Annotated in this window: 22 protein-coding genes and 1 pseudogene; 11 read left to right on the top strand and 12 right to left on the bottom strand. The window is 40.5% G+C overall.

Annotation, left to right across the window (positions count from 1 at the left end; genetic code table 11):
• Window positions 1-426: 426 nt before the first annotated feature.
• Entirely contained in the window at window positions 427-735 is a 309-nt protein-coding gene (locus SYJ56_RS03235; protein ID WP_323832193.1) for a hypothetical protein, read from the bottom strand.
• Window positions 736-1004: 269 nt separating this feature from the next.
• Here SYJ56_RS03235 and SYJ56_RS03230 point away from each other — a divergent pair, with 269 nt between their 5' ends.
• The 3 genes from SYJ56_RS03230 (at window position 1005) to SYJ56_RS03220 (ending at window position 3828) form a co-directional block, all read left to right on the top strand.
• Window positions 1005-1340, top strand: a complete 336-nt coding sequence (locus SYJ56_RS03230; RefSeq protein ID WP_323832192.1) for a hypothetical protein — start codon at window positions 1005-1007, stop codon at window positions 1338-1340.
• A 259-nt stretch (window positions 1341-1599) separates the two neighbouring features.
• A complete protein-coding gene (locus tag SYJ56_RS03225; protein ID WP_323832191.1) occupies window positions 1600-1905 on the top strand; it encodes a hypothetical protein in 306 nt (101 codons plus the stop codon).
• Between the two features lie 969 nt (window positions 1906-2874).
• Window positions 2875-3828, top strand: a complete 954-nt coding sequence (locus tag SYJ56_RS03220; RefSeq protein WP_323832190.1) for an alpha/beta fold hydrolase — start codon at window positions 2875-2877, stop codon at window positions 3826-3828.
• Window positions 3829-3921: 93 nt separating this feature from the next.
• Here SYJ56_RS03220 and SYJ56_RS03215 read toward each other — a convergent pair whose 3' ends face one another.
• The 4 genes from SYJ56_RS03215 to SYJ56_RS03200 form a co-directional block, all read right to left on the bottom strand.
• The gene (locus tag SYJ56_RS03215; protein ID WP_323832189.1) at window positions 3922-6225 is read right to left on the bottom strand and encodes a type IA DNA topoisomerase; all 2304 of its coding nucleotides are present in this window, start codon (window positions 6223-6225) and stop codon (window positions 3922-3924) included.
• A 501-nt stretch (window positions 6226-6726) separates the two neighbouring features.
• The gene (locus tag SYJ56_RS03210) at window positions 6727-9408 is read right to left on the bottom strand and encodes an ABC transporter permease (RefSeq protein ID WP_323832188.1); all 2682 of its coding nucleotides are present in this window, start codon (window positions 9406-9408) and stop codon (window positions 6727-6729) included.
• 4 nt (window positions 9409-9412) lie between these two features.
• Window positions 9413-9754, bottom strand: coding sequence for a PadR family transcriptional regulator (locus tag SYJ56_RS03205; protein ID WP_323832187.1), 342 nt, complete (start codon window positions 9752-9754; stop codon window positions 9413-9415).
• 186 nt (window positions 9755-9940) lie between these two features.
• On the bottom strand, window positions 9941-10186 hold the full coding sequence (locus SYJ56_RS03200) for a hypothetical protein (RefSeq protein ID WP_323832186.1): 246 nt from the start codon (window positions 10184-10186) through the stop codon (window positions 9941-9943).
• An 83-nt stretch (window positions 10187-10269) separates the two neighbouring features.
• On the opposite strand from SYJ56_RS03200, the gene SYJ56_RS03195 reads away from it, so the two are divergent.
• A complete protein-coding gene (locus SYJ56_RS03195) occupies window positions 10270-10527 on the top strand; it encodes a hypothetical protein (RefSeq protein WP_323832185.1) in 258 nt (85 codons plus the stop codon).
• Between the two features lie 363 nt (window positions 10528-10890).
• On the opposite strand, the gene SYJ56_RS03190 is transcribed toward SYJ56_RS03195, so the two are convergent.
• The gene (locus SYJ56_RS03190; protein WP_323832184.1) at window positions 10891-11592 is read right to left on the bottom strand and encodes a LytR/AlgR family response regulator transcription factor; all 702 of its coding nucleotides are present in this window, start codon (window positions 11590-11592) and stop codon (window positions 10891-10893) included.
• On the bottom strand, window positions 11589-12659 hold the full coding sequence (locus tag SYJ56_RS03185; protein WP_323832183.1) for a sensor histidine kinase: 1071 nt from the start codon (window positions 12657-12659) through the stop codon (window positions 11589-11591). The genes SYJ56_RS03190 and SYJ56_RS03185 overlap by 4 nt, the downstream gene beginning before the upstream one ends.
• A 199-nt stretch (window positions 12660-12858) precedes the next feature.
• Between SYJ56_RS03185 and SYJ56_RS03180 the strand changes: the two genes are divergently transcribed.
• Complete coding sequence (locus SYJ56_RS03180; RefSeq protein WP_323832182.1) at window positions 12859-15246, top strand: outer membrane beta-barrel family protein; 2388 nt, start codon at window positions 12859-12861, stop codon at window positions 15244-15246.
• Between the two features lie 520 nt (window positions 15247-15766).
• The gene (locus tag SYJ56_RS03175; RefSeq protein WP_323832181.1) at window positions 15767-16672 is read left to right on the top strand and encodes a YihY/virulence factor BrkB family protein; all 906 of its coding nucleotides are present in this window, start codon (window positions 15767-15769) and stop codon (window positions 16670-16672) included.
• 269 nt (window positions 16673-16941) lie between these two features.
• Here the strand turns inward: SYJ56_RS03175 and SYJ56_RS03170 are convergent, their stop codons facing one another.
• Both SYJ56_RS03170 and SYJ56_RS03165 read right to left on the bottom strand, forming a co-directional pair.
• Window positions 16942-17382, bottom strand: coding sequence for a carboxymuconolactone decarboxylase family protein (locus SYJ56_RS03170; RefSeq protein ID WP_323832180.1), 441 nt, complete (start codon window positions 17380-17382; stop codon window positions 16942-16944).
• Window positions 17383-17641: 259 nt separating this feature from the next.
• On the bottom strand, window positions 17642-18217 hold the full coding sequence (locus SYJ56_RS03165) for a Crp/Fnr family transcriptional regulator (RefSeq protein WP_323832179.1): 576 nt from the start codon (window positions 18215-18217) through the stop codon (window positions 17642-17644).
• Window positions 18218-18541: 324 nt separating this feature from the next.
• Here SYJ56_RS03165 and SYJ56_RS03160 point away from each other — a divergent pair, with 324 nt between their 5' ends.
• From SYJ56_RS03160 to SYJ56_RS03145, 4 genes are all read left to right on the top strand, one after another.
• Window positions 18542-18895 carry a nuclear transport factor 2 family protein gene (locus tag SYJ56_RS03160; RefSeq protein ID WP_323832178.1) on the top strand — a complete coding sequence of 118 codons (354 nt, stop codon included), beginning with the start codon at window positions 18542-18544 and terminating at the stop codon, window positions 18893-18895.
• Window positions 18896-19601: 706 nt separating this feature from the next.
• A complete protein-coding gene (locus SYJ56_RS03155) occupies window positions 19602-19814 on the top strand; it encodes a helix-turn-helix domain-containing protein (protein ID WP_323832177.1) in 213 nt (70 codons plus the stop codon).
• Complete coding sequence (locus SYJ56_RS03150; RefSeq protein WP_323832176.1) at window positions 19811-20146, top strand: HipA N-terminal domain-containing protein; 336 nt, start codon at window positions 19811-19813, stop codon at window positions 20144-20146. The genes SYJ56_RS03155 and SYJ56_RS03150 overlap by 4 nt, the downstream gene beginning before the upstream one ends.
• Window positions 20136-21074: a HipA domain-containing protein gene (locus SYJ56_RS03145; protein WP_323832175.1), complete on the top strand. Its 939-nt coding sequence runs from the start codon at window positions 20136-20138 to the stop codon at window positions 21072-21074. The genes SYJ56_RS03150 and SYJ56_RS03145 overlap by 11 nt, the downstream gene beginning before the upstream one ends.
• A 160-nt stretch (window positions 21075-21234) precedes the next feature.
• On the opposite strand, the gene SYJ56_RS03140 is transcribed toward SYJ56_RS03145, so the two are convergent.
• The gene (locus SYJ56_RS03140) at window positions 21235-22920 is read right to left on the bottom strand and encodes a PAS domain-containing protein (protein WP_323832174.1); all 1686 of its coding nucleotides are present in this window, start codon (window positions 22918-22920) and stop codon (window positions 21235-21237) included.
• 233 nt (window positions 22921-23153) lie between these two features.
• On the opposite strand from SYJ56_RS03140, the pseudogene SYJ56_RS26040 reads away from it, so the two are divergent.
• Window positions 23154-23595: pseudogene (locus tag SYJ56_RS26040) on the top strand (IS1634 family transposase); the annotation flags it as partial.
• On the opposite strand, the gene SYJ56_RS03130 reads toward SYJ56_RS26040, so the two are convergent.
• Both SYJ56_RS03130 and SYJ56_RS03125 read right to left on the bottom strand, forming a co-directional pair.
• Window positions 23557-23832 (bottom strand): hypothetical protein, encoded by a 276-nt coding sequence (locus tag SYJ56_RS03130; RefSeq protein ID WP_323832172.1) that lies wholly within the window; start codon window positions 23830-23832, stop codon window positions 23557-23559. The pseudogene SYJ56_RS26040 and the gene SYJ56_RS03130 overlap by 39 nt on opposite strands.
• Before the next feature lie 103 nt (window positions 23833-23935).
• Window positions 23936-24253, bottom strand: coding sequence for a helix-turn-helix domain-containing protein (locus tag SYJ56_RS03125; protein WP_323832171.1), 318 nt, complete (start codon window positions 24251-24253; stop codon window positions 23936-23938).
• Window positions 24254-24294: the final 41 nt, after the last annotated feature.

Here is a 24294-nt window from a genome sequence, read left to right as displayed (position 1 = left end):
AACAGTAAAGCTGCTGGGTTGAGCCTGTTGGGAAAAGGGAAACCACGTTTTTATACCTAAATGTTAATAGTAGCAGAACCGAACACCCACTCTCTTCAGAATGACTCGTCCCGAAGAGAGTGGATCGGGAAGAGGGCCTGTCCCGATGAGCAACGCGATATCGGGGAGGAGGTAGACTACACCAACTTTTATAACATCCTTCTGGGCTTAAATCCGGAAATCATTTAATAGTGAAATGATAGCAGAGCCAATGGCTCTCTCCACGTGGTGAGGTAGTACAGCCAATTACTGATTGGTTTAAATAATAGGGGTGGGTGGAATTACAAATCCCACCCAGTCACAACGAGCGATTTGACTACACCTAGAGGGGGCTATTTGATTGACCAAAAGGAACTTCAAAGAGTAAGACCAAATGTCTTTAAAAATTCAAATCCGATCAGGTTTCGTCTCCGGATGCTTTTCCCAATATTGAACAATGGAGGGCATGTATTCACCGCTTTCGATGGTGCCTTGTAAGTCGATTTTTTGGCCTTGGTAAAGATAGATTTTATTGTCTTCTACCTTCTCTACAGTCAGTGCTTCTTTTTCCAATAGGTCTTTTATTTTTTTCCAATCCTCCTGATCTGTAATAAAAGTTTCGAACCGGATATAAAATTCTTCTCCAATGGGAGGGATAGGGTAATCACTTGGAATCTCCGCGTTGATTACAGGGTCTGTGGGAAAAATGAGTTTCATAATTGTAGCTACTTATTGATTATTAAAACTAACCATGATTGCCTAGAAAGACAATCTATTTTTTCCTCTACCATCTGTAACTGAGTTTCAGGATCTGCGATTATGCTTAATCATCCCGGAATGTGGTGCCAAATTCCCTCTATGGCACAATTTCCCTGAAGTGTATCCAAACTAGACCCCAAAAAATTGGATAAAAATGTATAAGGGGATCTTGGCGTTATTTGCACAGGTATTGTATTGGACTATCAATCAACCAACATATAGAAACCATGACCTCAATTTCTGAAATACAATATCTTGGACAATTCGTTCATTTTATATCCGGCTATACAGGTAGTGTAACCTCTTATTCTAAGCAATTTCTGAACTCAGCCCTCCCTGATGAAGATGGGCCGGCATTTCCTTCTGACGAAATCCCCCTTCAGGATGGAGATGAAATAAATCTCAACAGGGATATACCGGAAGAAGAAGAGTATTTGCCTGATGAAGAAGAAGTGCCTGTGCAAGAACCTCTCAAAGAAATAGAAGATCCTTATTTTCCGGAAAAAAGTGATGGACTTCCCCCTATTAAAGAGGACGAATTCCCGAAAACCGATCCTGATTAATATTTTCACAAATTTTGTAATGGGAGAGTTGTGACTGATTTCCTTGAATGCAAAGCCATTACATTATAGGGTTTTGGGGTATTATTTTTTAACTTTATGTATATCAGCTTTTCTGCCTGTAAGGATATAAAATAACATAGGATTTGCTAAACAGTCCACACGAACAATCTGACTACACCTAGAGGGAATTCTCTTTTGGGAATGGCCATGGCTAACTGTTCTGATAGTAACAGAAGAGCATATTTTTACAGTGACACTGGTGGAAAAGGGCTGTGAAAATTATGCGGGTTATAAGCTAGGGGAAATCAGTAAAAGAGGAAGCGATAATGACCTTTCTAAACTGGGACAGCAGGTGTATAACTACCAGGAAATAGGAATTGAAGTGAGGGATAAAAAAGCTGAAATAAAGATCAATGGGGAGCAGGTTTATACAGAGGTTTTCAAACAGGATTTTGGGGATATTGTTGGGTTGACCTATATTTTTGATGGGAGCGGATCCATAGATTTTGTGCGGCTCTCTGATCCAGCAGGAAAGGTGGTGTTTGCAGATGATTTTAATAGGTAACGATTCTTGCAGTAATTCTGATTGGTCTTGGTAAAGCTTCTGCGGGGGAAGATTTTGATTCATTCCAGTAAGCAGAAACATAATGTCAAAACAAGGGGGCAACATTTTCAGGTACATATCAGTGTTGATCCTTTTAGTTAAGTCTATAAAAGATTCCTTTGAGTTCCTCCCTTGATCCACCCTTGATTCTCCCTTGCTGCTCCCTTGATTCTCCGTGGGAATAAGGGAGGTTCATGGGAGCAAGTAGGGCGCTAATAGGGAGTTCTATAAGGTTTACCTATACTTTGCTGCGGTGCTTCTGAGATGCATGGCAGATCAGACAATGAATAGGGAATTGGTTAGGCATTGCGCCAAATTGAAGCGTAGGTACATCCCCCAATCACTTTACAATTTGACCATATCCAGAGGGAGGTGACCTTCGACTCTGCGTCGACTTTGCATCGACTTTACTTCTACTTTTCATTTCTGGCTTGTCGAAGAATGTAGACCGAATGCCGACCATATATAAAGGAGAAAAGAAGCGATTCAGGGGAGGGATGAGGTAGGAAGCCAATTGCAAATTGTCAAGAATATCAGGGTAGCACTAGGCGTCAAGAAATCTTCCAGAGGACGATTTTAGCCCCGAGAGTTTTAATCCCGAGAGCGGAACGATTCGGGAGTGAAACGATTCGGGGGGGCGTTAAACTTCACCCAGTTCTACGAGCGATTTGACTACGCCCAGAGGGGGCACAAATTTGTTAAACGACTAATGAATCTTGCGGAAACAGCTATAACACAAAAAGCATCAAGGTAATGGATAATGAAAGACTAGCAACAGACTGCTGACAGCAGTTAAACATAGTTGAACCTCATACTATGACTTTGCAAAAGTATTTTTACAAATACAATTAGTTCCTTTTTACTACTGACATAGGGCTGTCACTGACCGGATTTAAGTTTGCATCATATCAAATTTTAAACGGTAAAAAAATGACAAACGTAACCGGCAAAAGGTTTAATCCAATCCAATTCCCAGCCCCCACTATGATTTCAGTGAATGGTGTGGAACTGGAAGTATTTGAAGCAGGTCTAAAAAATTCAGGGAAACCTATCGTTCTCTGTCACGGTTTTCCGGAGCATGCGTTTTCTTGGCGTTATCAGATACCGGCTCTTTCGGCTGCGGGATACCATGTCATTGTCCCCAATCAGCGAGGCTATGGTAATTCATCCCGTCCGACCGAAGTAACTGAGTATGATATTGAGCACTTAACCGGTGACCTGATTGCGCTGCTCGACCATTACGGATACGAGGATGCCACCTTTGTAGGTCACGACTGGGGTGCAAATGTCGTTTGGAGTCTTGCACTATTGTATCCTGAGCGGGTAAATAAAGTGATCAACCTGGCTTTGCCTTATCAAGCGCGTGGAGAAAAACCATGGATCGAGTTTATGGAAGAACTAGGTGGAGGAGACTTCTATTTTGTTCACTTCAATAGACAGCCTGGAGTAGGGGATGCTATAATGAATGAAAACGCATCCCGGTTTCTGCGTAACATATTCCGCAAAAACATACCTCACTCACCGCCTGAACCGGGAATGCTAATGATCAATCTTGCACGGGCAGAAAAACCACTTGGGGAGCCTTTGATGGATGAGGACGAACTGGCTGTTTTCATCGCTGCTTTCGAATCATCAGGGTTTACAGCAAGTATAAATTGGTACAGAAACCTTGATAGAAACTGGCACCTACTGGCGGAGGCAAATCCGATCATTCATCATCCGACCCTTATGATATACGGTGAACAGGATATGATTCCAAAGTCTGCAAATCTAAAAGATCTAGTTCCTAATGTGGATGTTGTCACTCTGGATTGCGGGCATTGGATTCAGCAAGAAAAACCGGAGGAAACAACCCAATCAATTTTAAAATGGTTGGAACAATAGCGTGCCATCTAATCCCAGATGGCATATGCGTTAACTTGTTAGTAACAAGAAGGGAAGATAAAGGCAAACCCGCAATATTATTCATTCAACAACTTAAACACCCACACTCTCCTTCAATAAAGATGTCACCAGATCTACGGTTAATGGTTTATTGTTCGCTTTTTCCCGGAGGGTATCAAAAGTGTATCTAAAGTCACATCCTTCTTTGTAGGCACTGCATCCATAGGCTGTTTTACCTCTCATTATTGTTCCTTTTTTGCACAATGGGCAGGAAATGACCGGAGGAGTTTTTTTAGAAGCCGAAGAGTTGGCTGTTTTCTTTTCTTCCAAAACAAGTTGAAATTTATCATTGAAGCGTAGCAAACCTTCCTTATCTCCTGCCTGGGTTTTGAATCCTTTTAAGTTGACAGTAGATCCTTTCTGGAGCAAACGTAAGTACTGATTCTCAGATATATTCTTTCCTTCGAAGGAAAAAGGAAGTAAAAAGTCACATCCGTTTTTATAGGCACTGCATCCGTAACTAGCTTTTCCTTTTAGCAGCGTCCCTGCCTTGCATTTTGGACAAGCGTATCCCACGATGGCAGTGGTTGATTTTTCTTTTTCAGGAACCTTGGCTTCCGTGGGTTGGGATAGTTTAGCATGGTTTTGCTCCATCAGAACTTCGACCACCAATTGCTCCACCATATGCTTCATGTTTTTCACAAAAGATCCCGCGTGAAAATTCCCTTTTTCTATCTCTTTCAATTGTTTTTCCCACTGCCCTGTCAGCTCTGCAGAGGTCAGCAGGTTATTCTTAATGATATCGATCAATTGAACGCCTGTTTCAGTGGGCAAAATCTGCTTTTTATTCCGTTCAATGTATTGTCGCCTGAAAAGTGTTTCAATAATATTTGCCCGGGTAGAAGGACGACCAATGCCATTCTCTTTCATTAACTCCCGCATCTCTTCATCGTCCACCTGTTTACCGGCAGTTTCCATGCCTCTTAGCAAAGTCGCTTCTGTATAGTGCTTAGGTGCTTTGGTTTCTTTCTCCAGGAAAGAAGGCTCATGCGGCCCTTTTTCTCCTTTTTTAAAGAGCGGGAGCTCATCTTTCTCCTTTTTATCTTTGCTCTCAGCAGTTTCAAAAACAACCCTCCAGCCTTTTTCTAAAATTACTTTTCCGGCTGTTTTAAACGGAACTGTGTCCACTTTTCCCAATACTGTGGTATTGGCCACCACGCAATCATCATAAAACACTGCGATGAATCGCTTGGTAATAATATCATATACTTTTAGGTGATTCCCGTGCAAACTGCCTTGAACACCTGTAGGAATCATGGCATGGTGGTCGGTTACTTTTTTATCATTGAAAACCTTGGTAGACTTTTTTAATTTTTTACCCAAAAGCGGTTGAATTAACGATTGATAATTCGTTAGCTTCTCTAGTATTCCCGGTGCTTTGGGGTAAATGTCGTTCGGTAAAAAAGTGGTGTCTACTCTTGGGTAGGTGATTAGTTTTTGTTCGTAAAGTTGCTGCGCTATTTTAAGTGTTTCATCGGCAGAAAGACCAAACTTGTTATTGCAATACACCTGTAATCCTGTCAGGTCAAAAAGCTTTGGTGCGTATTCCTTCCCTTTTTTCTTTTCAATGGAGAGAACTTCAAAGTCATGTTCTTTTACTGTTTTGGCGAAAGCCTCTCCATCTTCTTTCTTTAAAAATTTCCCTTCTTCACAGTTAAATGTTGTCTCTCTATAGACCGTTTGTAATTCCCAGAAAGGTTGTGGCTGAAAATTTTGAATTTCTTTAAACCGATTCACAATCATAGCCAGTGTAGGCGTTTGGACCCTACCTATGGACAGTACTTGTTTGTATCCACCATGTTTCACCGTATATAAGCGCGTGGCATTTATTCCCAACAACCAATCGCCTATAGCCCTGGAATATCCGGCATAATACAGATTATCGTACTTAGCAGAAGGTTGCAGTTTTTCGAAGCCTTCTTTGATGGCCTCTGTTGTCAACGATGAAATCCATAAGCGTTTGACTTCCCCTTTATACTCCGCTTGTTCCATTACCCATCGTTGGATCAGCTCTCCCTCTTGGCCGGCATCACCACAGTTGATCACAAGAGTGGCTGTTTCAAATAGCTTTTTTACAATGTCAAATTGTTTCTTGATCCCAGCATTAGTAACGACTTTGGTTTTGAACTTTTCGGGAAGCATCGGAAGGTGGCTGAGGCTCCAACTCTTCCAATGGGGGTCATAATCGTTCGGCTCAAATAAGGTACAAAAGTGTCCGAAGGTGTAGGTTACACTATATCCGTTCCCTTCATAATACCCATCATGCTTATTAGTAGCTCCAAGAACTGAGGCAATTTCTCGGGCGACACTTGGTTTTTCGGCAATACAAACTATCATCTGAAGCAAAAATAGTTAAAATAGAATAAGCTCAGCGGATTGTTGGCGTAGTAAAGCTGTAGAAAAATGAAGTAAACCGGGTGAACCTGGCAGCATGACGGGTAGAATTAGAAATAACCAATTGAAAATTGATAAGAATATTAGGGTAGGACAAGGTGTCAAGAAATCTTGCTGAACAAGATTTTAGCCTAGTGCCGGACAGCAGGGAAGGTAAATCCCACCCAGTCACCACGAGCAATGTGACTACACCCACGTTAGAGGGGAATATGATTACGAATACTTGATGATTTCCGGTGATTTTACTCTTCTCCCTAGATCTGAACTATTCCTTCCTAAACTTATATAGAAATCGAGCCTGCCTGAGACAGGCATGACTAAAAAGTCACCCACTAGGATGATTATCATCAATGCAAGATTCCATAGCCTGCCCCGACTTATCTGGGTGGCTTCTAAAAATCAATTATAAACACATGAAAACAATTACTTATTTTCATAAATCATTCAGTCCATTTTTAACGTGTCTATGACTTTAGCTTTGGATACACGAAGTGTCTGGGAACTTATGGTAAGGATACCAAACAGTAAAAGCACAGAGGACCCCAATACCACAGTTCCGACACCAAACTCTACGCGATTTGGAAAATTTTCCAGCCAGAGCTTGTTGATAAAGTAACTGAGAGGAGCGCCAAGAAGGATAGCTATTACAAGCATCTGCAGAAATCCTTTACTTAGTAACAAAGCTATATTGAAATTGCCCGCACCCAGAAACTTGCGGATGCCTACTTCTTTTGTTCTTCGCTCAGCGGTATAGGTTGTCATGCCCAGCAAGCCAAGGCAAGCAATGAAAATGGCGAGAAACGAAATAAATCCTAATATTGAAACTACATCAAAAATGCCCTGATGCGTTGATTCCAGTTCCTCATCCATAAACTCATAGCGGAAAGGATGCACTGGATCGAGTTCTTTCCAACGATTTTCCATTTCACCAAGGGTTTTCATCGGATCAGGAGAGGACATTTTTACATTAACATATTGAAACTGGGTTGGGTTGTAACGAAGCATGAGCGGGGAGATCGCATCTTCATTCAGTAGGAGTTTGTATCGGAAGTCTCTCACTACTCCGGCGATTTCCAATACCTGTTCACCCCATTTGGTTTCAAATTTTTCTCCGACGATAGCCTCTGCATTTGCATATCCCAGATTCTTAACCATGGCTTCATTGACCAGTATCTGAGTAGCTGCGGTTTGGTCACTGATGGCAAAACCATTCCCTGCGATTAGTGCTATCCCTAGATTTGCAGGGAAGTTGCGGTCAATATTCAGCACACCTACAGCCTGAAATTCTTCATTGCTTCCCATTATTTTTACTTCATTGTTGTTGTTAGTACCAGTGGCCGGGATAATGTCACAGGCAGAAATGGTTGATATGCCGGGAATACGCTCGAATTCAGTGCTAAGCTTCTGATAGTCCATTCCCTGAAGCGGGATGTTAACGATGCTTTCGGTTTGAAAGCCGTAGTCGAATGTCAAATAATGCTTGAATTGGTTATAGATGAGGATGGATGTGGTGATAAAAAACAGTGAAACTACAAATTGGGAAATCCCTAAAACTTTCCGAAGTCCCAATTTACCCGGCCCCACTGCTGCCAGGCTTTTCAGTGCTTTCATTGGATGATAGCCTGAGAGCAAGAAAGCTGGATAGAGTCCTGCCATTACCCCGATGATAATGGCAAGGAGTATAAATCCTAAATAAAGGGAAGGCATAAAGGGAAGCTCAAAGTTCAAATATTGGTTTACCCACAGTCCTTTGAAGGAAGGGATCAGTGCCATCAGCAAGACCACTGCTAGTACAAGTGAGAGTAGGGCAGTCAGAATAGATTCGCTGAGGAACTGTACTATCAGATTTGTTCTGAGTGCTCCGGTGACTTTTCTTATCCCGATTTCTTTTGCCCGTGTCAAAGCTCTGGCAATAGAGAGGCTGGTGTAGTTAAGACAGGCAGACGCCAAAATCACCAATGCCAGAATGGCCAGAAAATAATAACCTATAAGCGGCAATCGGTTGTTGGTATCATTGCTGGATAACCCTAGCGCGACATCGGAAAGCGCTTGCGGAACCAACTTGAAGCCGCTGTTATATTCTGATTTGATTTCGGTTTCCTTACTACTGACAATGTCATTTAATGCGATAGAGAGATCATCAGGAGATTGATCTTCCCTGAGCAGCGCATAGGTGTAGGTCTGGTAAAACCATTTCCAATTTTCCCGGCGGTCTTCCATTTTCTCTGATGTTATTAGGGAAGGAATGGTGCTGCCTGAAGCAAGCACGTCAAATGTTAGGTGAGAGTCGTATCTTGATTCATCGATCACACCAGTAATAATAAAATCACCCCAGTCACCAGCAGGTGTTCCCGAGTCATCTCCTCCGAGGGGAATAGGTAGCTTTCTGTCTTTAAATTGGAGATTTTTTCCCACCGGATTTTGGTCTCCAAAGAGTTTAATGGCCAGTTCCTTGCTGATGACCATAGAATAAGGAGCAGAAAGAGCCGTTGCGGAATTCCCTGATTCGAGTTCAAAACTGAATATTGAGAAGAATGTAGGCTCTGCGAAGTATCCCCTGATCTCTTGAGTATTCTCTTCATTTGTTGCATCACCACTTATACCCGGTATCAGTTGAGTGGTAGCCTCGATAGAAGGGTAGTCTTTAAGAGTTCTAGCAAGAGGTTCAGGTGATGTAGCATAGGGGCTTTTTGATCCTTCATAATCAGACAGAATGCGGTATATACGGTCTTTTTTTTCATGAAATTGATCATATCTGCTTTGGTCGGCCAGCATTGTCAGGATAAGCATGCTCACTGACATGGCTAGTGCAAGTCCAAAAATATTGATAAAGGAAAATGTCCGGTATTTAAGGATATTGCGGAAACCTACTTTAAAATAGTTACGAAACATGATGGTATTGTTTAGGTTTGAAGAAAAGCCCAGTGGTCTGATGATACCTGGTCGGAAGAGCAATACTACATCTAGCAACATGTGGATGTTTGCTTTCCTTTTTCCACTGGTTTTTATGCGGTCATGGTATAATTCTATCAGATCACCTTCGATAGATCCGAGGAGCTTAGGATCGCAGAAGGCGTGGAAGATTTGGAGGATGAAATTGGGAGGTAAACCGGTATTTTTTTGCATGGTCTCAGCGTGATGTTTTTAGATCCCAAGCTACAGTAGGGATAGCCTGCCATAGTTCCTCCCTCGTTGTTTTGGCATATTCAAGTGCTTTTTTACCATACGCGGTTATGTTAAAAAAACGCTTAGGTCTTCCTGCTCTTTCTTGGGTTCCTGCTCCTTCCCATGACTTCAGGAAACCTTTTTTCTCCAGCCGCTGTAGTGCAGTCTGCAAGGCTCCCACACTTACACTTCTTCCAAGCCGGTTTTCTATTTCATTTTTGATTGCCACACCGTACGCCTCATTATATAATATTCCAACTGTAAGCATGACTATTTCTTCAAACTCCCCTAACTGAAATTTCTTCATTGCCTTATAATTAATTCCTATTTGTAGTATTAAAATCCATGCCATCATCAAATTATGCTCTAGCGGGCGTCTGGGGATTGTAGATCAAGATTTATGTGTTCAGTTTTGTACAATCACTGTCTGTTTACGCCCAAATATAAAACCTGACGAATCAAGCGTATTGGGATTCTTTAGATGCGCAATGACCTATACCAACCAATAGTCTGGAATATCCCATGAAAAACTGGCTCTTGGTAGAGAAGGTAGGGGTGTTTTGAACTTTCTTGCTTTATCCATTAGGTTTCGTTGTGAAGGTGCTAATTGAAAGAAAACAGCAATGTAATGACTGATTTTGAAGCAGTTAATGGCTGTAATAACTTGTCCGCCGTGGCGTAGAATCGCTAATGCATATTTAGGGTTTAATAATTGAAAGCTATCAATTACCGCTGACATGCGCCTTCTCTTTAAAGGAGAGCCTGTCCCGAGAAGCGAAGCGATTCGGGAAGGATGGGAGGAGGTTAGGAACCAATTACAAATTGGTATCAATAAGAGGAGTAGTACCTCCTGCCGATGCTGCCTTCAGAGGAGAGACGGTACACCCCTACAATGCCAAGGCTTTTATAGAAGAATCCCTGAGTCAGAATGGATTGGATCTCCGGGATAAGGATCTACGGATGAAGCTGTTGAAGCTGATCCTGATTCTGGAAGAAACGGAGGCCAATAAGAGCAAGAAGAAGAAGTTGGATGCAGCTCTAAAGGGATATGATATAGCGAGTTTTGGAAAGATTGTGTAAGGCAGCTTAGCAGTTTTCTATTCTTTTGATCCCCACTGTCTATGAGACTACACTCAAAAGGGGATCGCCGATTGTTACCGAAAATTGTTGAATACTTTTTAAGTGCTCGGCCTAAAGAAGTTTACAGCTTAATGTGGTTCTATAGTTAAGCGTGTCGGGGGAGTGGCAAAAAAAGAGTAGGATATGGATTAACAAAGGACGTAACTAGTGCAAGCAAAATTGAAAAGCAGAGATAAATGATGTCCAGCTTCAGCCTTCAAACTAATAGAATCGGGATACTCATTCAAGAAAGTTCTGGACATAATGGTGGAATGGGGGCTACAACATCGTGTGGCCTTTATCGGGTAAGAAAGGAGGGGTATTTCAATTATCGAGAATTTTGGACACCGATGATTTATAGCTATCTCCAATTGGAATTTCCAGTTTTCCGATCTCAATATCCTGTTTTGTATAAGCTGTTATTTTATCAAGATTTACAATATAAGAGCGGTGGGTCCTAAAGAATCTATCATCAAGAGCTTCCACAAACGATTTTAGACTTTCCTTTATCAGTAGGTTATCATCATGGGTTATGATTTTTATATAGTCCTTGATACTTTCGATATACAGGATATCATCAAAAAAAACTTTTACCTGTTTTCTATCTTTTCTGACAAAGACATAATCGGTTTTGCCTTCCCCGATGTTCTCCAATAGGTTTACGGAGGATTGGTTTTGCTCTAAAAACTTCTCTATGGCCTTGAAAAATCTGGCAAAAGTAATGGGCTTTAAAAGATAGTCGACGGCGTTCAGGTCAAAGCCGTCCAAAGCAAAATCGCGATGTGCTGTAGTAAAAATTACCTTAGGCTTATGCATTAGGTTTTTGAAAAACTCCGTCCCCTTTAAAACAGGCATTTCAATATCTAAAAAGAGGAGGTCAACTTTTTCTTCCTTAAGGATTTTACTGGCTTCAATGGCACTTCCACAAGAGGCGACCAACTCAAAATCATCCAATTGCGCCAAGTGATTTTTTATGAGGCCCCTGGCAAGTCCTTCGTCATCTACAATTACACATCTGTACTTCATTTCTGTTTTAGTCTTAATAGCACCTCATAACGATCCTCCCCATCCTTGATTTTCAATTCGTGTGAATTCGGATATAATAATTCCAATTGGTGTTTTACATTTTTAAGTCCCAAAGGTTCTTCATTTTCCGTATTCTTCCCGATGCAGTTTTTTGGCTTTGAATTATCTATTGAAAATAGGACATCCGTTTTATCCGAAGTCAGCGAAATATCAATTTTGGCCGTTTTCAATTCTTGACTTACCCCATGTTTAAAGGCATTTTCAACAAAAGTCAACAATAAAAGGGGGGCAATTTTAATCTCTGCACCTACATTGTGCTTAAAACTTACTAAAACGCGATTTCCGTATCGTATCCTTTCCAACGACAGATAATTTTCAACAAGCGCTATTTCCCTTTGGACCGGCACGTAATTTTCCTTACAGCGGAACAGTATATAATCCAAAATATCGGCAAGCCGTTCGATGACTTCAGGAGTCTTCTCCGATTTGTCCAATGCCAAAGCGTAAAGATTGTTTAAGGTATTGAATAAAAAATGGGGGTTTAGCTGATTGCGCAAAGCGGTAAGTTCTGCTATTTTCTTTTGTTCATTGAGCTTTAAATATTTCTGCTGATTCTTGTAAAAACGAGCCATCAACAATAGCGCGGTAGGCGTAAGGTATAAAATACACTTGCTCAAAAAAACGGAGAAAGAGGTCAATTTTTTCCAAAAAGGATCAGCGGCATATCTTTTTTGGATTTCATTATACGCATCATAATAAACCACATCAAAATAAAAAGTTTTAACCACCTGGTAGAAGGTGAAAACCGAAATTAATAACAGTACCATCCAGAAAACAAATTGTCCAATCTTCTTTTTATCCAAAAAATTGGGGATAAGCACATAAATGCAGGCATAGGCCGTAATGACTTGGACAATTACAATAATGCCGAACGATTCGAATAAATGGCGATAATCGGCATACATGCCAAGATTACTGACCGATAAAACAAAATACAGGAACACCATGATCCAAAACAATACATGTTTTACAACGGGGGTGTTAAAGTATGTAAGTAGTCCATCCATGTTTCAGACAATAAAAATAGTATTTATAGTGCTTCACAAACCCTCTTGTCGGCGAAACCTTGATACCGGGCCACGAAACGGCCAAAATAGTCGATAAACCCCTAGAACACGATTCATATCCTGGAATTCCCCATTGGTCTACTATTCCAAAAAGCGGGTCTTATCACCTGTATTTTTGGAAAGAGATAAAAACAGACGGATGACCAACATCAATAAAATATTTGCAGCTATCCTTTATTTTGGCATTTATGGGACAGAAATGACCGCACAAACAATAACATCGGTTTCAGGAAATGTCATCAATTCACAAAATGAGGTTTTATTGGGAAATGCCCTCGTCATCTCACCTAAGGATTCGACGATAATCAAGGGGACCAGTTTTTTTGAAGGGAAATTCGAATTGTTGGGGTTGGACCAAAGGGAGGTATTGCTGAAACTTACCTCCTTGGAATTCGAGGATACCTTTATTGCCATTGCCTATAGCGGGAGCCCCGATATAGATTTGGGGGATATAGTGGTAACGGAAACAAGTAATGAGCTTGAGGAAGTGGTAGTGGTGTATAACCTACCTCTATTTGAAAACAAAAGTGACGGAACGGTCCAAATAAATGTGGAGAATACGGTACTTGCCACGAGTAATTCCGTCCAGGAAATCCTATCCCGGTCCCCAAACGTGCTTGTTGAAGATGAAGTGATATCAATTTTCGGAAAGGGTACGGCCATAATCTATCTCAATGGCCAACGTATTTTGAACGAACAATTAGCCAACGTACAAGCATCGGAAATCAAAAATATTGAGATCATATCGAACCCTTCGGCAAAGTACGATGCCGAAGGGCGGGCGGTCATCAATATTGTTACCTATACATCCACAATGGAGGGGATCAAGGGGTTTTTAAGCCAAAATATGAGTGTTTCCGACTTTTCTCCTACCAACACCAGTACAAATCTTAGCCTGGATTACAGAAAACAACGTGTTTCGGTAACGGGAAATTATGGGATGCAATTGGGGGCCTATCGTTTTCTTTTGAACACTACCCGCAGTAGATCGGGGGAAGGGGATTTTTTCAATTCAGCGATTACTACCGATTGGGAAAGAAAGCAAAACTATTTTGCCAACTACGGAGTTGGGGTTCAGTATGATTTTACGGAAGGCAGTTATCTTTCCCTTGGATATAATGGGCTGACCAATGACCTTGGCGGTACGGAAAGCAGCCATAACGATATAAACGCCAATGGAGAACTGGAACAATTTGAAAGCGTGGTCTATAAGGACGACCTTACCACCCAAAATGCCCTTGTCCTAAATTATTTTCAGGTCATGGATACCCTTTCCTCATTGTACATTGGAGGACAATATTCGCTTTACAGCACAAGGATAGATGATAACATTGATGAAGAGTCCATTGGGAACGGACAAAAAACGAACCGAAAATTAAAGAACCAGGTAGCCCGTGAAATTCCCATTTTTAGTGCACAGCTAGACTTTATCAAAGCCTTTTCGAAACAAAGTCAACTGGAAATGGGAACCAAACTCGGAAGCGTCAGCAATAAGTCCAACTCCATTTTTTTGGTTTCTTCCAACAATGACAATTTCACCTTAGATGAAAACCTATCAAGGGACTTTGAATACGAGGAACAGATTTATGGGGTTTATGCCAACTATAAAAAAAGTGTATCGGATAAGGTAAATTACAGTTTTGGGCTTCGGGGCGAACTGACCGAATACAATTTGGTAACGGACAATTTGGATGGAGCCATACAAAAAAGCTACTTTAATCTGTTCCCGAATGCTTCCATAGGAGTGATCTTGATCGACAATAGGTCTTTATTTGCCTCATATGCCTCCAGAATAGCACGGCCGAGGTATGAATCCCTAAACCCTAACATTGTATATCAGGATGCCTTCACCTCGATCCAGGGAAATCCGAACATTGTCCCCGAAAAAATCCATTCCTTGGAAATCGGGGCAAATTTTAGGCAGCATACATTAAAATTGGGCTACAACTATACGATAGACCCCATTACCGGAGGAGCCGTTCAAGGCGAAGACCCCAAAAGTTACATTCTTAAAGGACTAAATAGCGATAAACAACACGACATTTTTGCCAGCCTGACCTTGCCCATCAATACCAATTGGTGGGCATCCATGAACACATTGACCGTAAGTTATAACAAGCTAATAGATACGCGTTCATCTTTCGGTTTTAAGGAAACCAGACCACAAGCCTATTTTTACACCAACAATAAATTCACATTGCCCGCAGGTCTAAAGGTGCAGTTGATAGCTTGGTATCTGAGCAATCGTTATGACGGTATCTATTTCAGAAAAAATCAGGCTGAAATTACTTTGGGGCTGGAAAAGGAATTTTTTGACAAATCCCTGAAACTTCAATTGGTCGCAAATGATATTTTCCAAACCAACAAACCCGATGGGGACTATCGCCTTGGAAATACATTGGTCCTGTTCGATCGAATCAACAATACCCGATATTTTCGATTCATAGCGACCTATAATTTTGGGAAGTTGAAAAAGACCAATTATCAGCGCAAATCGACTGGAGAGGAGGAAAACAGCAGGTTTTGAAAAATGCTCATTTGAAAGTATCGCTCCGTGCATCCCATCCTTCCTGGCTTAAATCCGAGATCCTTGATCCCTTGCAGCTCCGTAGGCATAAGTGAGACACAAGGGAACAGGATGGGAATTGCTAGGGTGTTCTATTAGCTTTGTTATAAGGTAGATTAGTTAGGATTGGAATGTATAACTAACGAACTGTTAGTAACTGAGGCTAGGCTACCAAACAGGAGCTATGGCGGGATGCCTGCCAATGGCTAGAGAGTTAGATATTCCGGAGTTTTACCTGTCCTAAACATGGGGGAAGCCCTCTCTGATCAATAGTTTTAGCTTTTTAGCGAATATGTTAGATTACAACTAACTATAATCCTACGGCTGGAAAATCTAAACCTAAGAGTCAGATAAAGCAAATAATCATACTTAGCAGGCACGGACTTTACCATTCTTTTTTTACTGACTTGGAAAAGTATTTATTCCTTTGTCAATAAAGATAGTTGGGATTAGTTAAAAGCAGAAAAAAGCATTTTGTATCTTGAGTGACGATTTCACCGAAGCTAGAATTATGCACAAAACGGTTCAATCCATTTCTAAAATATCATTCTCTGAATGGAAGAGCATTTTTATAAAAGTAAAAGAACGTACTGACGAAAATAATGTAGTAATTATTTCGGCCGGAGTGGGATTTTTCGGTTTTTTAGCCATTTTTCCTGCGATTATGGCGCTCATTTCCATTTATGGGTTTGTAATGGATCCTCAGCAAATTGAGGAACAGGTATCCAAAATCAGTTCGATGATGCCAGAGGAGACCCATAAAATCCTCCAATACCGGGTGGATAACTTTATCAAACCCGAGGGGAACCGGCTAGGTTGGGGTGCATTTTTTGGAATTCTGCTGGGCATTTGGATTGGCAATCTTGGGACAAAATCTTTGTTTAGGGGAATTAATATTGCCTATGAGACCGAAAGTAAAAGGGGGATCATAAAAAACAATGGGCTTACATTGTTATTTACTTTTGGAGCTATCCTACTAATTATTCTAAGTGCTGCCTTGATCGTGGCATTCCCGGCACTCATTGGGAAAATAGGTTTACCCGATAACATCGAAAGCCTTATAAGTTGGTTGCGATGGCTAGTCATGGGTATTATTCTGGTGGGGAGTATTGGTCTGATTTATAATTTTGGACCAAAAAGAAGGCGGCCCGGGTTTATGTGGGTCATTCCGGGTGCCATTTTAGCCACCTCCTTGTGGCTTCTCGCTTCCTGGGCATTTTCATTTTACATCCGTAATTTCTGGAATTTAGGTGAAATCTATGGGTCCATTTCGGCAGTTATTTTTCTTATGCTGTGGCTTTTTATTAGCACTTTTATAGTTCTCTTAGGCGCTGAATTGAATTACGAAATTGAACACCATGCTATGGGGGAGTCGGTCCATGGTTAAACCCGGACTATGCATTAGGATTCGTAGCGAGGGTTCAAACTGCAAGAAAATCAGTTACTTTGGAGATCGAGTCGTAGCACCGCTACGGTGAGAGCGAAAAGTAAAGCATAGCGACTGATTTTGAGACGGTTTGAAGCCGTAGTAGATTTTCTAATGCATATTGCGGGTTAATATTGAGGCCTAATAACCCTAATCCTTCTCAGCCACAGCAAGCAAAAGGCCAGATTCCGCAAAGGGGAATCCAGCCTTTTCAACCAAGGTCCGAGCGATTAGTTGGGAATGGGCTTGTTGGTGCTGACAGACAGCCGATTCCATGCATTGATGGCGATTATTGCCAGGATCACCTGGGCAAGGTAGTTTTCTCCAAAAGCCTTCAACGCTTGGTTGTAGCTTTCTTCACTTAGTCCCTTTTCATTGATGAGCGTGACTTCCTCGGTGATCTGTAGAAGTATTTTTTCCTCGGGAGTGAAAAGGTCAGTTTCTCTCCAGGCATTCAGCAATAGAATCCGTTGGATTTTTTCACCCTGCTTCAAAGCATCTTTAGTGTGCATGTCGATACAGAATGCACATTTGTTGATCTGGGAAGCCCGGATTTTGATCAGTTCCTTATGAGTGGAAGTAAGTTCGGATTGCTGGAAATACTTCTCCATTCCGAAAAGTGATTGATAGCCTTTCGGTTCTACTTCGTCGATTTGCAGTCTGGTTTCCATGTTTTTATCGGTTTTGTTGAACCCGGATTTTGCATTTGCTTTCGTTATGAGGGCAGTAATTGCAATAAAATCAGGCTGTTTGGAGACTGAGGCATAGCACCGCTATGCTGAAGTCGAAAACAGCAACATAGTAACTGATTTTGAAGTAATTACTGGCCGTAATAACTTGTGCGCCGTGGCGTAGAATTGCTAATGCATAATGCGGGTTGAAATATAGGCCAAAGGTATTCGCCTCAAATCCGAAAAAACTTGAACTGGATTAAGATCGTCTTTTCGCTCGTAGTTTACTGAGATATTCAGGTGTCAGCCCCAGGTAGGTGGCGAGGATATACTGCGGCACACGCTGCACAAAGTAGGGGAACTGCTCACTGAAGTTGTAGAAGATTTCCTCCTTGGAATAATTGAAAAGGTATTTTAGCCGGGTAATCACGGCTCCATAGCCGATCTCATACATCTGGCGAAAGTAGGACTCCATTTCCGGATGATCTCTCAGCAAGGCAGTGTATTTCTCCCGTGAAATACTCCACACTACCGAATCTTCAACAGCCTGGATCGTTGCATCGGTCACCTTCTTTTTGTAAAAAGCCTGGTAATAGCTGATCCACCAATTCTCCAGGGCAAATTGAACGGATTTTTCAACGCCGCGTTGATCGACGAAAAAAGCGTGGATACAACCTCTTTCCACAAAAAACAAGTGGTCACAGAGGTGGTTGGCGGGTAGAAGAATTTCTTTTTTGCCAACTTCCAAACGCTCGAAGTATCCCGGGATTTGTAGGGTAAGGACTGGTGTTAAAGAAATAAATTTTCGGATATGCTCGAGAAGGACTTGGGACATGGGAAAAAGCTTTTAGGAAATTTAGAAAGCAACCAACAGATCCCAAAATAGGCAGATAACTGTCTCGGTATTCTATTTTTTATGTTATGTCCATCATTTGGCCCAGTTCAGTATAATTAGTTTGGCCTTCTTAATGATAGTACTAAACAATCGCGCTCTCATACAGATGAGTCTTGAATGCACGAAAAAAAAAATAAACGCGAAATAAAATAGGTGTTTGTGGCGCTTTGCCACCCAAAATCCGTATATAAACGCCATAAAATGGAGTAACTAAATTAGTGGTGCATCATACGGGAAACAGCCTCAGAAAAAAATAAAATGAATATGAACAGCCAAATTGAAGGATTAATTAAAAAGGCGTATTCGGCTTTTAACTCTCGGGACATAGATTCCGCACTTTCGACATTTCACTCGGAAGTAGAATGGCCAAAAGCATTTGAAGGAGGATATGTAAGTGGACACGAAGAAGTCAGAAAATATTGGACAAGGCAATGGACAGAAATAAACCCAAATGTTGAACCCATCGGATTTATTGAACGGCCAAATGGAACATTTGAGGTATCGGTTTTACAAAAAGTAAAAGATCTGAAAGGCGATTTAATATTTGATGGAATGGTAAAGCACATAATAACCATTCAAGACGATTTATTTCGACGAATGGATATTGAACTTGAATAGAATGAAAAAGTACGAACGCACCAGAATGTGTATGACTAACTGCTTGTTCTCGCCTACTTTAGAAATTCCACAGGAATTTCCAACTTGATGAGAACTTGTTAAATTAAGTGTGGTGAGGTTGAATTCCAATTTCAAACTGGTGATAATTACGAGGGTAGGACAAGACTTTAATAAATCTTGCAGAGGAAGATTTTAGCCCCGAGAGCTTAATCCCGAGAGCGGAGCGATTCGGGAGTGAAACGATTCGGGGGGCCAGTCCCGACAGCTGTACGGGAGTAGGGTAGGCAAATCCCACCCAGTGCCATGAGCAATTTAACTACGCTGAGGAAAGGAAGAAAGTAGAGGGTGTACAGTAGGTGCTTTAAATAGAGTTTTAAAAGAGATCAGTAAATACCTATCCAAATCCCTATATTTTCAATTTCAGCTTGATTTCTGGACAGCCTGAAAGTCAGTTTGGTAAAACGCATGGACGATACGGATATGGGATATTGATATACTTGAAAATCTGATATTATGACGTTAGAGAACTTTGCAGTTTCTGAAGCTTCAGTCATATTGAGGGAAGTGGGTGTTTTTGAGCATACTTGTAGCCAATTTAAAGTTATTTCTATATGTTTTTAAATATAATAGTTGATTTATTATTTATTTTATATGTAAATACGTATATTTTCTGATTGAATCAGGTGTTTATATCTAAAGGCATATAATGAAGAGATTGGCAACTTTTGTTAAAGAAAGAAGAAAAGAATTGGGTATGACCCAAGACGAGTTTGCCGAACGGAGCGGGGTTGCGTTGACGGTTGTTCGGAAGATTGAACAGGGTAAGACGAATATGAATCTGGAAAAGGTGAATATAGTTTTAGGGATGTTCGGCCATGAATTGGCTCCTGTTAGCAACAAAGAACTGAATGGACAATGAGAAAGGCGACCATCTTCTATAAAAATAGAATTGCCGGTTTTTTGGTAGAAACTGATGAGGGAGAATATCACTTCCAGTACACAGACGACTATCAGGAAAATCACCCGCATGATTTTATCACTTTTACTATGCTGGTGAGAAAAGCCCCTTTTACCGAAAAACGGTTGTTTCCATTTTTCGAGGGTCTGATTCCTGAAGGTTGGCTGTTGGATATAGCAAGTAAAAGTTGGAAGCTGAATCCGAATGACAGGATGGGCTTGCTTTTGGCCTGCTGTCATAATTGTATCGGAGCAGTGCATGTAGAACCTGTTGTTGCAACAAATGAAGCATAAGTGTTTGTATTGCTATGGTGCTGTGGAAGAAGGGAAGGACTTTCACGAAAAGTGTAGCCTTAAATTCTTTGGGACTACTATTGCTCCGATCATGCCCTATACATTGGATCAGATGGATGAACTTGCCCTGCAGGTGGTGGAGCGTAGTGTTTCTGTTCCCGGCGTTCAGCCAAAATTATCCTTGTCATTTTTGAAGGGAGTTGGAGACAGTGCGGAGAATCGGCTTACAGTAGTGGGAGCATTGGGAGGAAATTACATTTTTAAGCCTCCGTCCTCAACCTACCCTGAATTACCTGCCAATGAACATCTAACCATGCGGATGGCAGAAATTTTCGGGATTCGCGTTGTGCCTTCATCCTTGATCAAACTTTCCTCAGGTGAGCTTTCTTACATAACCAAACGGATTGACCGAGAGGAAAATGGAGGTAAAATCCATATGCTCGATATGTTTCAGATCACTGAAGCTTTTGACAAATACCGTAGTTCAATGGAGCGGGTAGGAAAGGCAGTTGCCCAGTACTCTGACCAATCCGGTATTGACCTGCTTTTTCTGTTCGAAATCACGGTATTTTCCTTTTTGACCGGGAATAACGATATGCACCTTAAAAACTTTTCAATGATTCAGTCTTCCGCAGGATGGGTTCTTGCCCCTTCTTATGATCTGTTGAATGCAAAAATTGTCAATCCGGAAGATCAGGAAGAACTGGCATTGACAATGGGTGGTAGAAAGCGAAAATTCACCCAACTCGATTTTCGGGACTTTGGAGCGGATTTGGGGTTGACGGATAGACAAATAGCCCGGGTTTTCACACGGTTTGAAAAGCAAAAGGGTAAAGTGATGGAATGGATTAAGCGTTCATTTCTTTCAATGGATATGCAAAAAGCATATTCAGATTTGCTCGATGAACGGTATGATAGACTCAAATAAGATTTATTACCGTTTTAGATGCCTCAGCCCACTTCCTTGGTTCCTGCGTAAAAGGGCATTGGCTTAAAGAAGGTTCTACAATGATTTTTCCATGTTCCACGTTTGGGACAGCAGTTAGTTGTTTTTAGTTGTCAGGAATAAAAAGAATATCCAAAAATTCTTAACTATTACTTTTAATCTTTTCTATTTTTCTACTGACCTCATGGATTACCTCATCTAGTTCTTTACAGGAACATCCAAGAGCATCCATAAGCATACTTTTTTCCGATGGGTTTTGGCCATCCTCCATCAATAAATTGTTAATTGCCATTATTTTAGCCAGTGGAGCTCGGACGACATGGGATTGAAGCCAGGCGATTTCCTTCAAGCTGGTATTTTGATTTTCAATCTTCTGGATATAAGCTTTTGTGAAAGTAATATCCTGCATTGCCCCTACCATTCTTAGGGCTTTACCAGCTGAATTTCTCAGGATGTACCCCCTATCTAAAATATTAGCATAAGAGTCATCACTTTTACGATATCTATACTCTACTTCCCACTTATGAGATTTATTATTTTTTAAATGTGATTCCAGGCTATTTATTACATACTCATAATCATCAGGGTGAACTCGCTGTTTCCAATGATTAGTATCAGTGATGTTTTCTTTTAGATCGTAATTAAAGAGTCTTTTGTAACCTTCCCCCCAGAAAATCAGATCTTTTTCTATATCTAAATCCCAAACTACTTCCGCAGTTGCTTTGGTAATAATTTTATACCGTTGGTTGGAGACCTTTAATTCTTCTTCAGTTTTAATCCTTTCGGTTATATCATTTGCAAAGAAAAGGATACCCTGTGATTTCTCGTTATTATAAATAGGATAACTGGATAGCAACATATGAACTGGTTTTTCATTATATGCTAGCATGGTAGCCTCATAATTCTTGACAGTTTTTCCTGAACCCTTACATAACTTTTTGCAAAACTTTGTATATTCTTCTTTATTTAAAAATATATGTGATATTTCTGAATGAAGCTTATTACTGCATATTCCAAATATATCTTCAAAAGCCGAGTTAAAATATATCAAATTTTTATCTGGAGAAATACAAAATACAGGGATAGTCAGTTTATTTAAAACTTCTTTTACTTTTAGGGACTCAGAAATATTAAAAAGCTTGTAGCGGGTGAGTGCTATAATAATAGTAATAGAGAGAAAAGTAATAAAAGTGGATGTCACAGGGATTTGCTCTTTGCCGAGCATAGGAAATACCAATTGGGTAATTACCCCCTGAATACTTGGAATTATTATTCCAATGGTGATTATAAGGGACTGCTTTTTTTTAGGGCGCTCTCCTTTTTTTGAAAAGGCAAAATTAAGAAGTATAATAATCCCCAGGAATACCAGAACTGCCATCCAGTATCTCTGAAGATGATCCAGGCTATTAGGTCTGAATTCAATGATATAGCCCCACACCTTATTCGCTACATGTGGAACCGGAGTTGGATTAGCATGATACAGAGAAAAAAAGAAAATATAAGGTGCGTAAAGCAAAAAGTAAAAAAATGTGGAATTCATTAGCTTATTTTCAGTAAACACCACAGAGAAATGAAGAACCAGACAGCCCATAGCAAGCCAGCCAATACTAAAAACCTGGTTAACAAACCTGGCAAAAGATTCGGAAACATTTAACCTAACCAATGAATGTTCTAACTGCAGCGCTATTACGGATAAGATTAAAAAAGAAAAAATGTTAATCAATTTTCCCCTGGGCATAAAACGCAGGATATAAATCAGTATGGCAATGTTTACACAAGCAGGTATAAAAGCTACTAGAAAACCCAGAATGTTTTCATTAGTTAACATATTGACTGTTCATGCCTTTAATAATAGTCATACAGTAAAGATTATAGTAAATTGGGGTCTATTGGGGTCTATTTCACAACTACTTTAAAAGTACGTTATTTATTTTTGCTATACAATTAGCGAATTTGGTAAAACAACAACCAATTATTCTCCTGTTTTGTCCGGGTATCTTTTAGGTAAAAATTAAGGTATTGAATTTTAATTAGTTAAGTAATATAATTTTGCAGTTTTGGGTGTCTCGACTATTTTTAGTTCATGTTTGTTGGGCGAAAAAAAATTCTGGCGGTAGTTTCAGTGTCCAAATTATTCAAAAAGTTGCCAGAATCAATAGGGTTGTCAAGACTATAGGCAGCTCTAGAGATGAAGATGATCTTGATGTCTTTAACGTGAAGCTCAGATGGAAATTGATAGACATCAGCGTCAGACAGCTCTTTTTCCAATGATCGGGGCTAAATTCTCAGATCCATTCTATCGAGTGTAAGTAATAATTCTGTTGAACTGATTGGACCAGACAGGATATTGGGAAAAGTTTATGATTCAATCGGTTATGGATCAATAGGAATCGATGATCTTTTCATGTATTTAGTAATTTCAAGGTTGGTTTATCCCGGTTCAAAGCTTAAACCCATAGATTACCTAGCTAGATTCAAGAATAAGGATATCAGTATTTATTCTCCCTCTGTTTCCGTCTGATTCACTGTGTTCCCTTATCTTGGATTCAAAATACTGTAGAAAATCACGTTTCTGGTTGGATTTGTCCAGAATACCAAACTCATCTCTTAAAAACTGAAGTTCTCGCTCCATACGTTTTTTTTCAGCTTTTAGCAACGTAAGTTGATTAAATTCCTCCTCCAGTACATTTTCGGGAGTTTCATAAATATGCAGGTACAAAAACTCCCTTCTTGTCTTCACTTTTTTCACTAGATCGAACACGACGGGATAGAAGTCTAAATAGAGACTGCGTTAGTTGTTTCGAATGGGTTTCGTTCTCAGGGTTACATGTATTTGGGCCATATCAATATTCGTTCATAAAACGTTCGATTTTTTTTTTTGAATAGATCAGCCTTGAGCCAATCATTTTGGGTTCTATTCTGCATAACCGGGTTATCCTCCATAAGGTAGACCTGCTGATTCCTATATACACACAAGTTTCCTGTACAGTGAGGTATTCTTTGTTGTTTGCCTGATGCCACTTTTCATTGATCAACTGTGTGGTCTGGTCATAGCTTTCCTTCACCTTGGTAGTTCTCTTTCTTTTCTTGTAAGCTCTTTTGGCACAGTCATCCCCACAAAACCGGGTGACTGTAGTCTTTGAATAAATAGTTTTGAGCAATTTTCACATACTCTTTGTATTCTGATATTGGAACTCATAAT

It is taken from the genome of Algoriphagus aurantiacus, from assembly GCF_035156405.1.
GTDB classification, from domain to species: domain Bacteria; phylum Bacteroidota; class Bacteroidia; order Cytophagales; family Cyclobacteriaceae; genus Algoriphagus; species Algoriphagus aurantiacus.
This window is presented reverse-complemented; position numbering and strand designations above follow the sequence as displayed.

What these genes read in the sequence shown, in the direction of transcription:
- SYJ56_RS03235 (WP_323832193.1), bottom strand. Translation starts at nt 735, where the DNA reads ATGAAACTCATTTTTCCCACAGACCCTGTAATCAACGCGGAGATTCCA.
- SYJ56_RS03230 (WP_323832192.1), top strand. Translation starts at nt 1,005, where the DNA reads ATGACCTCAATTTCTGAAATACAATATCTTGGACAATTCGTTCATTTT.
- SYJ56_RS03220 (WP_323832190.1), top strand. Translation starts at nt 2,875, where the DNA reads ATGACAAACGTAACCGGCAAAAGGTTTAATCCAATCCAATTCCCAGCC.
- SYJ56_RS03215 (WP_323832189.1), bottom strand. Translation starts at nt 6,225, where the DNA reads ATGATAGTTTGTATTGCCGAAAAACCAAGTGTCGCCCGAGAAATTGCC.
- SYJ56_RS03210 (WP_323832188.1), bottom strand. Translation starts at nt 9,408, where the DNA reads ATGCAAAAAAATACCGGTTTACCTCCCAATTTCATCCTCCAAATCTTC.
- SYJ56_RS03205 (WP_323832187.1), bottom strand. Translation starts at nt 9,754, where the DNA reads ATGAAGAAATTTCAGTTAGGGGAGTTTGAAGAAATAGTCATGCTTACA.
- SYJ56_RS03200 (WP_323832186.1), bottom strand. Translation starts at nt 10,186, where the DNA reads ATGTCAGCGGTAATTGATAGCTTTCAATTATTAAACCCTAAATATGCA.
- SYJ56_RS03190 (WP_323832184.1), bottom strand. Translation starts at nt 11,592, where the DNA reads ATGAAGTACAGATGTGTAATTGTAGATGACGAAGGACTTGCCAGGGGC.
- SYJ56_RS03185 (WP_323832183.1), bottom strand. Translation starts at nt 12,659, where the DNA reads ATGGATGGACTACTTACATACTTTAACACCCCCGTTGTAAAACATGTA.
- SYJ56_RS03180 (WP_323832182.1), top strand. Translation starts at nt 12,859, where the DNA reads ATGACCAACATCAATAAAATATTTGCAGCTATCCTTTATTTTGGCATT.
- SYJ56_RS03170 (WP_323832180.1), bottom strand. Translation starts at nt 17,382, where the DNA reads ATGGAAACCAGACTGCAAATCGACGAAGTAGAACCGAAAGGCTATCAA.
- SYJ56_RS03165 (WP_323832179.1), bottom strand. Translation starts at nt 18,217, where the DNA reads ATGTCCCAAGTCCTTCTCGAGCATATCCGAAAATTTATTTCTTTAACA.
- SYJ56_RS03160 (WP_323832178.1), top strand. Translation starts at nt 18,542, where the DNA reads ATGAACAGCCAAATTGAAGGATTAATTAAAAAGGCGTATTCGGCTTTT.
- SYJ56_RS03155 (WP_323832177.1), top strand. Translation starts at nt 19,602, where the DNA reads ATGAAGAGATTGGCAACTTTTGTTAAAGAAAGAAGAAAAGAATTGGGT.
- SYJ56_RS03150 (WP_323832176.1), top strand. Translation starts at nt 19,811, where the DNA reads ATGAGAAAGGCGACCATCTTCTATAAAAATAGAATTGCCGGTTTTTTG.
- SYJ56_RS03145 (WP_323832175.1), top strand. Translation starts at nt 20,136, where the DNA reads ATGAAGCATAAGTGTTTGTATTGCTATGGTGCTGTGGAAGAAGGGAAG.
- SYJ56_RS03140 (WP_323832174.1), bottom strand. Translation starts at nt 22,920, where the DNA reads ATGTTAACTAATGAAAACATTCTGGGTTTTCTAGTAGCTTTTATACCT.